Here is a 14,243-nt window from a genome sequence, read left to right on the forward strand (position 1 = left end):
TTAGCCAATCAACAGAAAAACAAACTGTTATGACAATAGAAATGAAAGTGCCTGCCGTTGGCGAGTCAGTAACGCAGGTAACAGTCGCTAACTGGATCAAAAAGGAAGGTGATCAGGTAAAAGCAGACGATATCCTCTGCGAATTGGAATCGGACAAAGCAACCTTCGAGCTGCCTGCCGAAGCAGATGGCGTGCTGCACATCGTAGCCCCTACGGGCACTACGCTTAACATTGGCGATGTTATTTGCCGTATTGCTACTACTGCTGATGAAGCAAAAGCCAGCGCCGCTGCCGATGCTTCGGCCGTTGCTGTTAATCAAATCGCGCAAACAGGAGGTAAACAGGAAGTCGTTCTGATGGACGTTCCCCAATTAGGCGAATCTATCACAGAGGTTACGCTTGCCCAATGGCTGAAGCGCGACGGCGAGTTTGTAAAAATGGACGAGCCGATCTGCGAAATTGAATCAGATAAAGCTACTTTCGAGGTGGCAGCCAAAGCATCAGGCATCCTGAAAATCATTGCGGTAGATAAGAAAACGCTGACTATTGGCGAGCCGATCTGTGAGATTATTGTAACAGAAGATACTGCACAGTCTGCAACGACAACAACAACTACAACTTCAGCAACAACACATCCGGCACAGACTGCGGTAAGTGGTGTTGCCTCCTCTTCCTACGCTTCAGGACATGCTTCGCCTGCCGCTGCCAAAATTCTGGCAGAAAAAGGTATTAGTACCAAAGAAGTAAAAGGCAGTGGAAAAGATGGACGAATCACTAAAGAGGATGCTTTAAGCGCACAAAAGACCGTACAGCCACAGGTTACTGCTACTGCACAACCGACAACTACTGCCCCGCCTGTTCAGTCTGCTGTTGCAACAGACGGGCGTAGTACCCGCCGCGAAAAAATGAGTTCGCTGCGCAAAACGGTTGCCCGCCGACTGGTTGCCGTGAAAAACGAAACGGCCATGCTTACTACGTTCAACGAAGTAAACATGAAGCCGATCATGGATTTGCGCAGCAAGTACAAAGACTTATTTAAAGACAAGCACGAGATTGGGCTTGGTTTTATGTCCTTCTTTGTAAAAGCAGTATGCATTGCCCTGAAAGAATTCCCGGCCGTCAATGCGCAGATTGATGGTGATGAGATTATTTACCACGATTTTTGTGACATTTCTATCGCAGTTTCTGCCCCTAAAGGTCTGGTAGTACCTGTGGTGCGCAATGCAGAGCAAATGTCGTTTGCAGAAATTGAAAAAGAAATCAGCCGCTTGGCAACCCGCGCCCGCGAAAATAAACTAAGCATTCCGGAAATGACAGGCGGTACGTTTACAATCACCAACGGCGGCGTATTCGGTTCGCTGATGTCCACTCCAATCATCAATGCTCCGCAGGTTGCTATCTTGGGTATGCACAACATTGTCGAGCGCCCTGTTGCCGAGAATGGTCAAGTAGTAGTCCGCCCGATGATGTACATTGCTCTTTCCTATGACCACCGTATTATTGACGGACGAGAATCTGTCAGTTTCTTAGTACGCGTAAAGCAGTTGCTCGAAGATCCTGCGCGTATATTATTAGGTGTGTAAGTGCTAACACAATGCCTATTTTATTTTAGGGATACAAACATCGGTCAGATCTGCAAGGTCTGACCGATGTTTGTTAAGGGCCGAGCCTGCCACAACTGATTGCAGTCCGTTGCTTGAACTTGTCGGGGGAAGTCATAATGTTTACTACATTTGGTAGAGATAAAATAAGACTGATATGAGAAAGTACATCCGCATCATAGCATGGGCTTTTATTATACTTGCAGGATTCTTGCTTGGAAGAGCTTTGTATGCTATCTTCGACTGGAATCAACGCATCAAAGTCTATGAAATGGTAGATGGGGTGGTTGTAGAGGTGCAAGCCAATGCAGACAGCACACAATTCTTTCCTGTCATCAGCTTTAAAGCACTCGATAACCAAAAGTTGAGGATCAAGTCGCGCTTGTCCGATGAGTCTGTGCAGGTCGGCGACTCGGTGCAAGTGCTGTACGACTTGGTCAATCCCGATGATATGCTGCCTGTTCATTTGCATCCTGTAAAGCGTGTCAAGGTATGGATTTTTAGTGCAGGGGCTTTGTTTGCGGCTTCTTTCTTTCTGCTGTTTTATCTTTGGCAGCGGGACAATCGCAGTAATTTTTTGAAAACATTCGGAAGGGCTGTGCAGGCATCCTATCAATCAACAGAAAAAATTTCGCTGGCAGGGATCTATTTGTACCGTGCCAAACTGACAGCACACATTACCTACCCTCAGGAGCAAACCTTGCAATTTGACAGCGAATGGTTGTTGGATGATCCTGCTCAATACTGGCAGGGACGAGAAGTGCCGGTTTATGTAAACATGAACCGCGAGAAAAACTATTGGGTAAGCACAGATCTGCTGCCCGACGACATCCTGATCTAAACACCAAAAGAGGCTGTCCAAAAGGCTGAACATAGTACAGATTTTAGTCTATAACTATTTGATTATCAAGTAGTTAACCAATTGCAGACTAAAGTTTATGTTACTTTTTGGGCAGTCTCTTTTACAAAGTAAATTTGTTTTGCCTAATTCAACTTAAATTTGATAGGCAAAGTAACGCGCTGCGCAACAGGCTCACCCTTATTGATGGCAGGTTTCCATTTTTCGCCTTGCTTAACTACGCGCACTGCTTCCTCATCGCAACCAAATCCGATACCCTTTCCCGACTGGACACGAACGTCGTCTATGGAGCCGTCTTTTCTTACTACAAACTCTACGAATACCTGTCCTTCAGCATTGTGTTTTTTTGCTTCTTCGGGATATTGTAGGGTATTTTTGATGTATCTATAGTAGGCAGGATAACCGCTGATAGGTTCGGCAGGCTGATCTGCTACGAGTACAACCTCCTCAACTTCTTTCTTGGGTTTCTCCGCTTTCACTACCGGCTTTTTTTCAGGGTCTGTCTCTTTTTTAGGCTTAGGCTGCGACTTTACAGGTTCGGGCTGCGGATTTACGGGTTCAGGCTGCTTAACTGTCTCTACAGGCGGCGCGCTTGCAGGCTCAACCGGTTTAACCTTTTCAATAGCTGATTCTTCGACTTTAGCCTCCTCTTTAGTAGGCTCTTGACATGCCCAGACAAAAAATGCCCCAGACAGTATGACCCAGTTGTGCCAATTTGCAAATTTGGTTTTCATAAAAATTTAAAATGTGTAGGATACGAAAATTACAGTTGAGATTGGTAGTGTGCATGAGGATAATTAACAGAAATCTGACAGAAAAATTACTGCCAATTCCATGCAATAAAGGGGCATATTGTTTGGTACAATTTGAATGCCAAATAAATACAAATCCGCGTAACTTTGGCATATGATCAAGCAACGGGGATTAATCATGCGTTCTACGGGTTCCTGGTACGAAGTGCGCGACGAGGCAGGTACGATCCGCAGAGGAAGGCTGCGAGGTAAATATAAACTGCATGGGGCCAAAGTAACCAATCCGGTAGCTGTAGGCGACTACGTAGAGTTCGTGGAAGAAAACCCTGCTGAGGGTACAATTCTAATTACGGATATTCTGCCGCGCGAAAATTACATCAGCCGTAAGTCCCCCCATAAGATGGCTTTTGCACATATCATTGCTGCTAACATAGACCAAGCACTGTTGATGGCGACAGTAGCGCTGCCGCGAACTTCTACAGGCTTTATTGACCGATTTCTTGTATCTGCCGAGTCTTTTAGGATACCTGTGATTATTCTTTTCAATAAAAACGATTTGTTGGATGCCGAAGCGCTGGCGTATCAGGAGGAACTGATACAAACCTATGAGCGGATTGGCTACAGTTGTCTTGCTATTTCTGCGCTCCACGGAACCAATGTCAATCGGCTCAGAGAGTTGCTGACGGCTAAAAAAACGCTCATTGCAGGGCATTCCGGTACGGGCAAATCAACACTAATTAACAGCCTGAACCCGCAGTTGAATTTGCGTACATCTGCCATTTCAGAGTTTGCAGGCAAAGGCGTGCATACAACCACATTTGCAGAAATGTTTGAACTCGCTCGAGACACCTTTCTAATTGATACGCCTGGGATCAAAGAACTTGGATTGGCAGACATGGATGACGAGCCGATCAGTCATTATTTTCCCGAAATGCGCGACTGCTTTGGCAAATGCCGCTACTACAACTGTCAGCATGTGCAAGAGCCTGATTGTGAGGTTATTAGAAGGGTAAAGACAGGTGAAATAGCCCACTTCCGCTACATGAGCTATCTTAGCATGTTGGAAAACGACGATAACAGACGCTAATCATGGCTATATTTTTGCAGATTACTCGCATGGATTGGCTAACTTGCTGGACCTATCTCAAACCATTCAACTAAAAATCTTCAAATTATGAAATCTTTAAAATTGTGGAGCTTCATTTTGAGCATGCTTATGCTTGGTATGTTAGGTGCTTGTTCGGAAGGTGGGAGCGGTGAGACCGAAAAACTGAGGCAGGAAAAAGAAGAACTTCTTGCTAAAATTCGCAAGGACAGCCTCTATATTGCAGGGTTGAATTCTGAGATGGACGAGCTATATGCCAACTTAGATACGATGCGGGCGCGCGAGGAAAGGATTCGTCAGGCTGCAGCTCGCATGAAGTCTGGTAGCATGAGCGGCCGCGAGGGTTCGCTGACAATTGATCAGAGTTTTGCAGAACTCGACCGATTAAATAAAGAAAACCAAGCTAAAATTGCCCAGTTGCAAAGTAAACTCTCCCAATCTGGTAAGGAAAATGCACTGTTGCAAAAAATGGTTGATGAGTTGCAGAAATCAATTCAGGACAAAGAAATGCAGATCAGAGACCTGCAAAGCACAATTGCAGCATTGCAGGATGAAATTACCGGTCTCAAGTCGCAGTATGCTGCCAAAGCCGAAGAGCAGGAGCGCACACAAACAGCACTCGTAGAAACGCAGGCTGAGCTTTACAGCGTATTTTATGCAATTGGTACGCGCAAGGAGTTGGAAAATCGCGGCGTGATTGATGCCAAAGGGCTTTTCAACCGCAATAAAGATCTCAACAGCGATATTGACGAAAGCAGGTTTACCAAGTTGGACAGCCGTACTGCCACCGAAATTCAGATAGGCAATTACAAGGCAAAGAGAGTAGAATTAGTTCCTGCCCGCAGCGCTTCCAGCTACCAATTGGTAGAATCTGGAAGCAATTTGACACTAAAAATTACCGATCCAAGGAGTTTCTGGAAAACCAAATTTGTTGCCATCGTAGTAAGATAATTCAAAGAATCAACCAGTAGTTTTCCAAGAGCCGCATCTGCTAATTAGATGTGGCTTTTTATTTGAAAAAAATTTGTATAAATTGCAATACATGAATACATAGACTACGACGATCAAAATTCGCTTCACAGACATGACAGACGATGAGATTATTACAGCGCTGCAAAAAGGTGGTAATGACCATACTGTCGCCAAGGCATATAGCATACTTATGGGCAAGGAGTATCGCAACATGATCCGTAAGTTTTTGCTACAAAATAATGGAAGTGAGGCAGATGTAGATGTTATACATTGCGATACGATAACCGATCTATACGACAACATACAGCGTGGCAGATATAAAAAAACAGCCTCTGTAAAAACATACATATATACGATTGCCCGCAACAAGTGGCACAAAGAATTGAAGCAGCGCGGTAAAACAGTATTGATCGTAGATACTGAGGTTCCTGATGAAGAACCGGATCGCCCTGCTGATGCAGAGATACAAATGCAACTAATGGTTCAGCGACTCATGGCAGAGTTTTCGCAAGCACATAAGGATTGTGCCGTACTTTTGCAAAATATTTTCTTCGATAGAATTGGCGATAGCGAAATAGCAGCCAGAGAAAATATTGAGTGTACAACTGTACGCACGCGTCGTCTGCGTTGTTTGAATAAAGCGCGTCGAATGGCAGTTGATATGGGGTTACAATTTGATTCTTTTATTACTACGACTTATGGGATCTGACGAGATCGTTGTGATAGAAAAGATACATGATTACCTCAATGGAACAATGAAAACAGAGGACCGAGTGCGGTTTGAGGAAGAACTAAAAACTGTCGAAGCTCTTCGGAACGAACTGGCAATCCATCAGGAAATCATCTATACTATCCGAAAGAACGCTTTTGCCGAACGCTTGCGCATGATACAACAGCAAATGCACGAGCAGGGCGAGTATGCAGATGAAACACCGCCTGTGGCTGAAGAGCCTGTAATACCGACACCTATTATCCGCCCAATCAATAGCAATGTGCGTATGCTCAGAATTGGGCTGGCGGCGGCAGCAAGCATTGCGGCGGTGCTTCTCATTGGTTTCTGGCTGATTCCCCTGTTCAATGAGCGCACTGAGACGATTGCCGCAGTGCCTGAGCCTACCCGATTTACAAGTCCTATCCAAGGACTGGAAGTTCCCCAGCAAGTATTCGAGCTTAATGCAGCAGATGGAAACTCCTTCCGTCTGGAAAGCGGTACCCTGATTAATATACCACCCAATGCATTTGCCGATAGTCAGGGTAAATCTGTGTCGGGCAAGGTACAACTCACCTACCGCGAGTTCCACGATGGCTTGGAAATGCTTGCAAGCGGCATCCCAATGAAAGACCTCGATAAGGTACTCGAATCTGCGGGTATGTTTGAAATCAATGGATACCAAGACGGCAAACCACTGACTTTGACAAAACCTGTAGCGGTCAGCCTGGCATCGTTTACCAACGAATCGAGCTATAGTAATTTTCATTTGGCAAGTTTTACAAGCGATCAGCACAGCGAGGGGGCATTAAACCCCGAAAAGTTGACAGAAATATCCGAGATCATTCTCAATGCACATAAAAAAGCCTATTTGGATTCGCTGCGAGCAGTATATCTGCAGCAGGCGGAGGCAAGTGCACGTGCTGCCTTTGAAAACCAGCAATTACAGCAGGAAGACAAGTCGGTCAACGGTTTTCAAATCCAGGCTGCTAAAACAGACGTGATTTTGAGCTGGCTCAATACGCAAGGAATGGAGTATATCGGCTTCTATCCTTCAGCAGAAGATCCTGAAGATGAGGCGCTTTCATGGGTAACTGCCTCCCGTTGGCAAACTGCCAAAGCCTCTAAGGCGATGTTTATACCTTTGTACAACATCCCCGTATCTGCTGCAAGTTATACTGAAATTGTTTTCAGTCCCGACGGAAAAAAGCTGCTGCTCAAATCATTTAACAAGGTATTGCTCTTCCGTGCTAACGGACAGCAGGTTGCCAGAGAGCCGCTTGAACTGCGAGAAGCGCGCTTTTCGCCCGATGGCGAATATGTACTTGGCTTTTCGGAAAAGAAAGAATTACTCTGTTACAGGGCTTCAAACGGCGAGTTTGTAACCAAATACGGCGAACTTGCCCCCACCAATAGCCGTGAGTTGAACCCTACGGTTAATACCGACGATCGCTATATTACCAACTATGTAGGACAGGTAATGACCTACGATATTTCATTAGACGGCAAGCGTGTGGTCACCATTCACGCCGACGAAAGCGCCGTTTTGTGGGAAATTGACGGAAAGATGATCAGTCGTCGCAAGGGACTGCCCAAGAGTTGGTTTGTTGATGTGATGTTCACCAATCGAACAGGCACGCAAATGATTGGCAAGATGCACGATAATTCTATCTATCTGCTCAACGATCAGTGGCAGCAGTCGGGCAGACGCGACAAATTTGAACGCCCCGCCAACTACGACAGCGAAGGTATTCTTGAGAAAAACTGGGCAATTATTCATAATACAAAAAGGCTGCGCCAGCCCGATGGCGATGTTATGAAGGGACGTGTAAAGTACAAAGAAGTAGCCCAGCACGTGTTTTATATCAACCGCAAACAAAGAAAAGCAGCACAAGAGAACAATACAAACGATTCTGGTATCAACGTCCCCGGAGCAATTCCGATGCAGCGTAAACAGCCCGACTCTTGGCAGGCAGCAGATACGCTCTATATCAGCGGGCAGGAAAGCGCTTCTCTTTATGCAATTGCACCGCAGGGACAGGCGGCAGCCATGCTCATGGGTGGTAATAAGCTCATCATATGGCCACAAGGCGACCCTAACAGACCTATGTATCGTCTGAGCTTGGATCGGGCGATAGTAGAGCCGAACGGCAATGCGCAAGACATCCAGTTTTACACCTATGTGCAGCCGGCCGCTCCTAAGCAAAAACGAGAACAGCCGCGTCTGGCAAGTTTAGACGAACTGATACAACGCAACCGGCGCATAGCCGAGCAAAGGCTGAAGCAGGCAGAGGAAAACTACAAACATGAGGCAGATCACCTGCGAATCTTTCATGTTACAGCTTTTGGTATTTATCATGTATCGAGGCATTTTGAACAAACCACACTGGCAGTCAGTCATCTCAATTTGTCTTTTGAGAGCAGCAGCGACAGTGTGCAACTTTTCCAACTGGCAGGCAATCATCAGAACGTTGTTTTACCACTTGGCAGGTTTGCGCTCAATAGCCCTTCGGAAATCAATTTTGATGCTTCCGGTGGTCATCTGATAGGTGTGCTGCCCGATAATACAGTACTTGTATTTGCAGCGAAAGATTTCGACCTTTGGATACGTCAGTACAAGAAAAATATCAACAACCCACCACAGTTGGTATTCAAGAAAATAGACAAAGACGCTGTTAATTACAACAGCCTCAAAAAGATATTAGCAGGGGAGTCGTAGATGGTTGTCAATCGGAATTTGTATGTTGCAGCTATAAGCTGGCTGCTATGCTTAGCAGGTGGGCTAATCTTTGTAGCTGCCTATACAAAGCCATCTCCACCTTTAAAGCCAATGGCTGATAGGTTGTTGCTAACTGATTTCTGTTTGACAACAGAGGCGCGTTACCTGCGACATTTCAATACCTTCGAGCCGATTGCACCTTTCCAAGATTTACCCGGCTACCACGAACACGCACCTGCTTCGTCTTTTATTCGCCCGCTATTTGGACGCTTTCCGGCAGCGCAACAGTGTAAGATTTGCCCTTAGGAACTACGAGTTTGTAATCCGATCCGTTGATCCATGGATTGTAAATTTTCAAGATCTTGTAATTAATGCCCATATCGAGCGCGAATTGCGGCAGATCGTTGATAGTAGTATCTATCTGCACTGCGCGTGTAGCAAAGGGCTGATACTTATCGGCTTCCTCTATAAAAAAACCATAGTCTTTGGGGTTTTCAATGATGAGCTTAAGAGCAATAATCCGCATGACATAGCGATAGGTTTCGCGGTTGAGGTACAAGTCGTAGAAGTTATTGACTTTCTGTGCCTTAACCGCATTGTCCAAACCTGTCATGCCACGATTGTAGGAAGCGGCCGCAAGCGTCCAGTTGCCAAATTTTCGATAGGCCTCTTTCAGGTAGCGACAGGCGGCATAAGTCGAGGCAATCGGATCTTTGCGCATATCTACCTGATCGCTTACTTCTAATTGATAAGCAGGGGCGGTATTCTTCATAAACTGCCAAAAGCCCATAGCACCTACGCCTGATTGAGCATGTTCATCCAACTCGCTTTCAGCTACAGCCAGATAAAAGAAATCTTCGGGTACTCCCTCTTCTTTGAGGATGCGCGAAATCTGCTTGCGCCAGCGGCCTTCGCGCTTCAAAATCAAAATTGTAGCAGAATGTTTGTAAGAGTTCTGGATGAGCTCCCGTTCGATGCGTTCGCGCACATCCGGATCGTCCATCGGTACAACCTCGCCCGCAAAAGTCAGCCTATCGGGCAGCGGGAAGGTACTGATATACTGTTTCTTTATTTTTAAAGAGTCCGGGTTTACCTCTACCTGCTCCGGATCTGCTGTCAGCAAAGCGCCACTGCCCAAAAACAAAACGATACAAACACTTCCTAAGCCTGAAAGCAACTTTGCACCAAACAACATAGCAATAAAAAAGGTTAGATATTTGCCTTAAAATTAACGTTGTTTTGCTTGGAAACGTACAATCCGATAAACAAAAATGGATAAACTGATGCGCGCCTCACTTAGTTATATTTTAGCTTTCGCACTTTCTTTGGTTAGTTTAGCTTGCGAAGCGCAGAAAAAAGAAAAAAATCAATCATCTACTGCTATGACAACTAATGTAAACACAGATACTGCGACTTTCGGGGCAGGTTGTTTCTGGTGCGTGGAAGCTATTTTTCAGCGAGTGGAAGGTGTGCTGCATGTAGAATCGGGCTATGCCGGAGGGCATGTAAAGAACCCCACCTACGAGCAAGTTTGCAACAAAACCACCGGACACGCCGAAGTCTGCAAGATCGTTTACGATCCGTCCAAGATTTCCTACGAAGAGTTACTGGAAGTATTCTGGAAAACACACGATCCTACCACTCCTAACCGCCAAGGTAACGATGTTGGGCCGCAGTATCGGTCTGTAATCTTCTACCACAACGATGAGCAAAGGCAGTTAGCCGAAAAATATAAAGCAGCTTTGGAAGCGGAAAAGGTATTTGACAAGCCAATCGTAACCGAGATCACTGCCTTAAATGGAAATTATTACAAAGCCGAAAGCTATCATCAGAACTACTACAACAACAATCCCTATCAGGGTTATTGTGCGTTTGTTATAGCGCCTAAAGTAGAGAAGTTCCAGAAAGTATTCAAAGAAAAAGTGAAGAAATAGCTGTTGCAGTTTTTTTAATTGCCGCGCTTTTTTGATGGATCTCAAAGAGGCGCGGCAATTATTTTTTCGTAAATTCAACTAAAATTTTTGTGAAGATGAAACAACTACTGCTTCTACTAAGTCTGGGATGCGTGCAGATCTTTGCCTATGCACAGAAGGATCTGCAAAAACGGCTGCAAAATCAGTTCATCATGGTAAAATCCGGCGATACCATTCATCTGGAAAAAGGAATATTTGAACTGGACGGGACGCTTTGGATGGATGACAAACAAAATGTAGTCATCAAAGGGAAAGGCATTAACGAAACCATACTTTCCTTTAAAAATCAAAAATCCGGTGCAGAGGGCATCAAAATTACCAACAGCCAAAATATCACTATAGAAGGGCTTAGCGTAATGGATGCAAAAGGCGATGCGATCAAGGTGCAGCAGACCGAAGGCATCACTTTTCGCGATACCAAAACGGGCTGGTCGGGCAAGCCCAAAAAGACCAACGGAGGCTATGGCTTCTATCCTGTCAATTGCCAAAAAGTACTGATAGAGCGCTGTGAGGCAATGGGCGCTTCCGATGCAGGCATTTATGTCGGTCAGTCCAAAGAGATCATCGTGCGCAATTGCAAGGCATGGCACAATGTAGCAGGCATTGAAATTGAAAATTCGCTCTATGCAGATGTATATGAAAATGAGGCATTTAACAATACAGGTGGCATCCTCGTATTTGACCTACCCGATTTGGTTCAGAAAAAAGGCGGCTTTGTGCGCGTGTATAACAACAAAGTCTATGAAAACAACTACCCCAACTTTGCACCCAAGGGCAATATCGTAGCGAAAGTGCCTCAAGGAACAGGCTTGCTGATTCTGGCAACAAATAATGTAGAAGTATTTAACAACCAGTTCGTTAATAATATCTCTATCGGTGCAGGTATTATTAGCTATTACATGACCGAAGAGCCAATCAAAGATAAAGAATATTACCCTTATCCCGATAAAATTCATATTCACAGCAATGAGTTCTCGCGGCAGCAGGTGCGGGCTACTTCCAAAGGGCGTATGGGAGCGCTGTTTCGCTTCAAACTCAAATTTGGAACAGATGTGCCGCACATTATGTACGACGGCATTCGGGATGAGCAGCGAAGTGAAAAATTACAATTATGTATTCGCAATAATACGAATGAATCATTCGCTGATCTGGATGCGGGCAATAATTTCAAAAATATTAGCCGTGCTGTTAGAGAATACAACTGTGAACTTCCTGCACTTAAACCTGTAACCTTAGCCGATGTCCAATGAGTAAGTTTTGGTTCTATGCTGCCTGTGCTGTTTTCATGGCAGCTTTGCTGGGTGCCGGACACAGCGTCCTGAAAAAGTACAAAAGTAGCCTTTCCGAGTACGGCTTTTTCAAAGGCGCGCTTGCTGATTTGCAGCCTGCTGCCAATGTGTTGCCCTACGACCTGAATACGCCGCTTTTTACGGATTATGCACACAAACAGCGCTTTGTTTACATCCCCGAGGGAAAACAGGCTATTTACAACGACTCTGCGGTGCTTGCTTTTCCGATTGGCTCAGTACTTATCAAAAATTTTTACTACAACAACGACGAGCGCAAGCCTGAAAAAGGGCGGCGGATATTGGAAACGCGCTTGCTCATCCACGAAGAAAGTGGCTGGGTGGCGCTGCCCTACGTTTGGAACGACGAACAAACCGATGCCTTTCTGGAACCTGCGGGTGAGACCAAGTCCGTAACGTGGCGCGACAGCAAAGGAGCTAAACAAACCATCAGCCACTACCAGATTCCTAACATGAACCAGTGCAAAGGCTGCCACATTGTCGGCAAGACGCTAATGCCGATAGGGCCTTCCGCAAGGCAGTTAAATGGTTTATATGCTTATGCCGATGGTGCTGAAAACCAGTTGGTTAAATTGTCAAAACTCAATAAATTGCTCAATCTACCTGAGCTTGACAAAGTGCCGAAATTAGCGAATTGGCAAGATGCTTCTGCCTCTTTGGATGCCCGCGCCCGTGCGTGGTTAGACATCAACTGCGGGCATTGCCACAACCCGAAAGGTCCGGCGAGTACTTCGGGACTGCTGCTGGATATTCACACCAACGACCCCAAAGCATTAGGCATTATGAAAACGCCCGTAGCAGCGGGCAAGGGTTCGGGCGGGCTGCTATACGACATCGTACCGCGACAGCCCGAAAAATCAATCCTCGTGTATCGGCTGCACAGTACCGACCCGGGTGAGATGATGCCTGAACTTGGGCGTTCCGTCGTCCACCGCGAAGGTTTGGAATTGATTCGCGAGTGGATCAGGCAGATGCCCGTGCAATAGGGGGCTTAGCGTTCCAGTCCTCAGGGGCAGACTGGGTTGCAATGGTATTCTTGGCGTTTAACCGCCAAGTGCGCTAAGTTTACGCCAAGTGCGCAAAGAGTGTGTTTTACAAATAAATTTAATCTCAGTGTTCTCCGCGTAAAACATGGCGTTCTTCGCGGTAAAAAGGTTCAACTGCAAAGAGCGCTAAGTTCTACGCCAAGTACGCGTAATATCAACCTCTGCGGGCAACTTGTCAATTTTTCCTTCCAGAAAATCAGCAAACACAGCGGCAAAGTAGGGGGCAAGCGATACGCCCTTTGCCCCCAATCCGTTGAAAATACCGATGCGCGGCTGTTGTGGGTGCATACCGACAAAAGGGCGGCGGTCGTAAGTAGCAGGGCGGATACCTGCCGAACGCCCCACAAGTTCCCAAGGCGCGGCGGTGAGTTTGGCTGCCTTGCCCGTCAGTTCATCCCAGCCTTTTGCGGTAGGTTCTGGACTCAAATCCTCGTTGTGGTAGGTTGCGCCGATGCGGTAAATACCATCGGGTTGCGGTAAAATCCAGCAACCGCGATTGACAATTTCGCTGTATGTTTCATTGGTAAACTTTACTTGCAAAGTTTCACCTTTGACAGGGCGAAAAGGTAGGCTAAATAGACCACTTGTGGTTTCTTTCCAGCCGCGACAGTAAATTAGGTAGTCAGCTGCAATGTCCTGCCAGTAAATTTTTTCATCGGTAATGCGAATATCTGGTTCTTGCACTTCGCATTGCCTGTAAATGCCTGCCTGCTGCCAAACAGTTTTAGCAGCAGCTAACAGCGCAGGCAAATCCACATAGCCACAATTTTTGAGCAGGATGCCGCCGAATTCATCTTTTATCTGCCTGCCGTAGCCGAAGGAATCAACAATTTTATCTACATATCCTGCAAATTTTTCATCGGCAGTTTCCGCTAAGACTTCATTTTGCTGTGCCATCGTTTCAAAAGGGCGGTACATGGGCAGCGGATGGAAAAAACGGGCATTTAAAGCACATTCCATAGCCGGATAAAATTCGTGTAGGAAAGGAAAAAGACGATCGGCAAGCCATGTCTTAGTCATGCGGTAGCCCGTAACAGGATTAAACAAGCCCGCAGCAACTTTGGAAGCCGTTTGCGGTGCGTTGTTATCGGCAATTTGCACGGTATGACCGCGACTGAGCAGCGTATAGGCAAGCGCCGTTCCCGCGATACCCTGCCCGACAATGAAGTAGTGTGCCATTTTTCCCTACCTTTGCGAAAA

The 14,243-nt window shown here is 46.0% G+C and carries 12 protein-coding genes; 9 read left to right on the forward strand and 3 right to left on the reverse strand.

Annotated elements, in window-relative coordinates; all coding sequences use genetic code 11:
• Nucleotides 1-29: 29 nt before the first annotated feature.
• The gene (odhB, locus tag ACWIP2_RS13805) at nt 30-1,583 is read left to right on the forward strand and encodes a 2-oxoglutarate dehydrogenase complex dihydrolipoyllysine-residue succinyltransferase (RefSeq protein ID WP_448520530.1); all 1,554 of its coding nucleotides are present in this window, start codon (nt 30-32) and stop codon (nt 1,581-1,583) included.
• Between the two features lie 175 nt (nt 1,584-1,758).
• Entirely contained in the window at nt 1,759-2,442 is a 684-nt protein-coding gene (locus tag ACWIP2_RS13810; RefSeq protein WP_448520531.1) for a DUF3592 domain-containing protein, read from the forward strand.
• Between the two features lie 143 nt (nt 2,443-2,585).
• On the opposite strand, the gene ACWIP2_RS13815 is transcribed toward ACWIP2_RS13810, so the two are convergent.
• Entirely contained in the window at nt 2,586-3,194 is a 609-nt protein-coding gene (locus ACWIP2_RS13815) for a TonB family protein (RefSeq protein ID WP_448520532.1), read from the reverse strand.
• Nucleotides 3,195-3,366: 172 nt separating this feature from the next.
• Between ACWIP2_RS13815 and rsgA the strand changes: the two genes are divergently transcribed.
• The 4 genes from rsgA (at nt 3,367) to ACWIP2_RS13835 (ending at nt 8,717) form a co-directional block, all read left to right on the forward strand.
• Nucleotides 3,367-4,299, forward strand: coding sequence for a ribosome small subunit-dependent GTPase A (gene rsgA, locus ACWIP2_RS13820; RefSeq protein ID WP_448520533.1), 933 nt, complete (start codon nt 3,367-3,369; stop codon nt 4,297-4,299).
• Nucleotides 4,300-4,386: 87 nt separating this feature from the next.
• Nucleotides 4,387-5,268, forward strand: a complete 882-nt coding sequence (locus ACWIP2_RS13825) for a Cbp1 family collagen-binding glycoprotein adhesin (protein WP_448520534.1) — start codon at nt 4,387-4,389, stop codon at nt 5,266-5,268.
• A gap of 133 nt (nt 5,269-5,401) precedes the next feature.
• A complete protein-coding gene (locus tag ACWIP2_RS13830; protein ID WP_448520535.1) occupies nt 5,402-5,998 on the forward strand; it encodes an RNA polymerase sigma factor in 597 nt (198 codons plus the stop codon).
• On the forward strand, nt 5,988-8,717 hold the full coding sequence (locus ACWIP2_RS13835; protein WP_448520536.1) for a hypothetical protein: 2,730 nt from the start codon (nt 5,988-5,990) through the stop codon (nt 8,715-8,717). Before ACWIP2_RS13830 ends, ACWIP2_RS13835 begins: the two co-directional genes overlap by 11 nt.
• 247 nt (nt 8,718-8,964) lie before the next feature.
• Here the strand turns inward: ACWIP2_RS13835 and ACWIP2_RS13840 are convergent, their stop codons facing one another.
• The gene (locus ACWIP2_RS13840; RefSeq protein ID WP_448520537.1) at nt 8,965-9,912 is read right to left on the reverse strand and encodes a transglycosylase SLT domain-containing protein; all 948 of its coding nucleotides are present in this window, start codon (nt 9,910-9,912) and stop codon (nt 8,965-8,967) included.
• Nucleotides 9,913-10,000: 88 nt separating this feature from the next.
• Here ACWIP2_RS13840 and msrA point away from each other — a divergent pair, with 88 nt between their 5' ends.
• The 3 genes from msrA (at nt 10,001) to ACWIP2_RS13855 (ending at nt 12,983) form a co-directional block, all read left to right on the forward strand.
• Nucleotides 10,001-10,651: a peptide-methionine (S)-S-oxide reductase MsrA gene (gene msrA, locus ACWIP2_RS13845; RefSeq protein ID WP_448520578.1), complete on the forward strand. Its 651-nt coding sequence runs from the start codon at nt 10,001-10,003 to the stop codon at nt 10,649-10,651.
• Between the two features lie 95 nt (nt 10,652-10,746).
• Entirely contained in the window at nt 10,747-11,940 is a 1,194-nt protein-coding gene (locus ACWIP2_RS13850) for a parallel beta-helix domain-containing protein (protein WP_448520538.1), read from the forward strand.
• Entirely contained in the window at nt 11,937-12,983 is a 1,047-nt protein-coding gene (locus ACWIP2_RS13855) for an SO2930 family diheme c-type cytochrome (RefSeq protein ID WP_448520539.1), read from the forward strand. The genes ACWIP2_RS13850 and ACWIP2_RS13855 overlap by 4 nt, the downstream gene beginning before the upstream one ends.
• A 186-nt stretch (nt 12,984-13,169) precedes the next feature.
• Here ACWIP2_RS13855 and ACWIP2_RS13860 read toward each other — a convergent pair whose 3' ends face one another.
• A complete protein-coding gene (locus tag ACWIP2_RS13860) occupies nt 13,170-14,222 on the reverse strand; it encodes an NAD(P)/FAD-dependent oxidoreductase (RefSeq protein WP_448520540.1) in 1,053 nt (350 codons plus the stop codon).
• Nucleotides 14,223-14,243: the final 21 nt, after the last annotated feature.

This window comes from Rhodoflexus sp. (genome assembly GCF_053489755.1).

What these genes read in the sequence shown, in the direction of transcription:
- odhB (WP_448520530.1), top strand. Translation starts at nt 30, where the DNA reads ATGACAATAGAAATGAAAGTGCCTGCCGTTGGCGAGTCAGTAACGCAG.
- ACWIP2_RS13810 (WP_448520531.1), top strand. Translation starts at nt 1,759, where the DNA reads ATGAGAAAGTACATCCGCATCATAGCATGGGCTTTTATTATACTTGCA.
- ACWIP2_RS13815 (WP_448520532.1), bottom strand. Translation starts at nt 3,194, where the DNA reads ATGAAAACCAAATTTGCAAATTGGCACAACTGGGTCATACTGTCTGGG.
- rsgA (WP_448520533.1), top strand. Translation starts at nt 3,367, where the DNA reads ATGATCAAGCAACGGGGATTAATCATGCGTTCTACGGGTTCCTGGTAC.
- ACWIP2_RS13825 (WP_448520534.1), top strand. Translation starts at nt 4,387, where the DNA reads ATGAAATCTTTAAAATTGTGGAGCTTCATTTTGAGCATGCTTATGCTT.
- ACWIP2_RS13830 (WP_448520535.1), top strand. Translation starts at nt 5,402, where the DNA reads ATGACAGACGATGAGATTATTACAGCGCTGCAAAAAGGTGGTAATGAC.
- ACWIP2_RS13835 (WP_448520536.1), top strand. Translation starts at nt 5,988, where the DNA reads ATGGGATCTGACGAGATCGTTGTGATAGAAAAGATACATGATTACCTC.
- ACWIP2_RS13840 (WP_448520537.1), bottom strand. Translation starts at nt 9,912, where the DNA reads ATGTTGTTTGGTGCAAAGTTGCTTTCAGGCTTAGGAAGTGTTTGTATC.
- msrA (WP_448520578.1), top strand. Translation starts at nt 10,001, where the DNA reads ATGCGCGCCTCACTTAGTTATATTTTAGCTTTCGCACTTTCTTTGGTT.
- ACWIP2_RS13850 (WP_448520538.1), top strand. Translation starts at nt 10,747, where the DNA reads ATGAAACAACTACTGCTTCTACTAAGTCTGGGATGCGTGCAGATCTTT.
- ACWIP2_RS13855 (WP_448520539.1), top strand. Translation starts at nt 11,937, where the DNA reads ATGAGTAAGTTTTGGTTCTATGCTGCCTGTGCTGTTTTCATGGCAGCT.
- ACWIP2_RS13860 (WP_448520540.1), bottom strand. Translation starts at nt 14,222, where the DNA reads ATGGCACACTACTTCATTGTCGGGCAGGGTATCGCGGGAACGGCGCTT.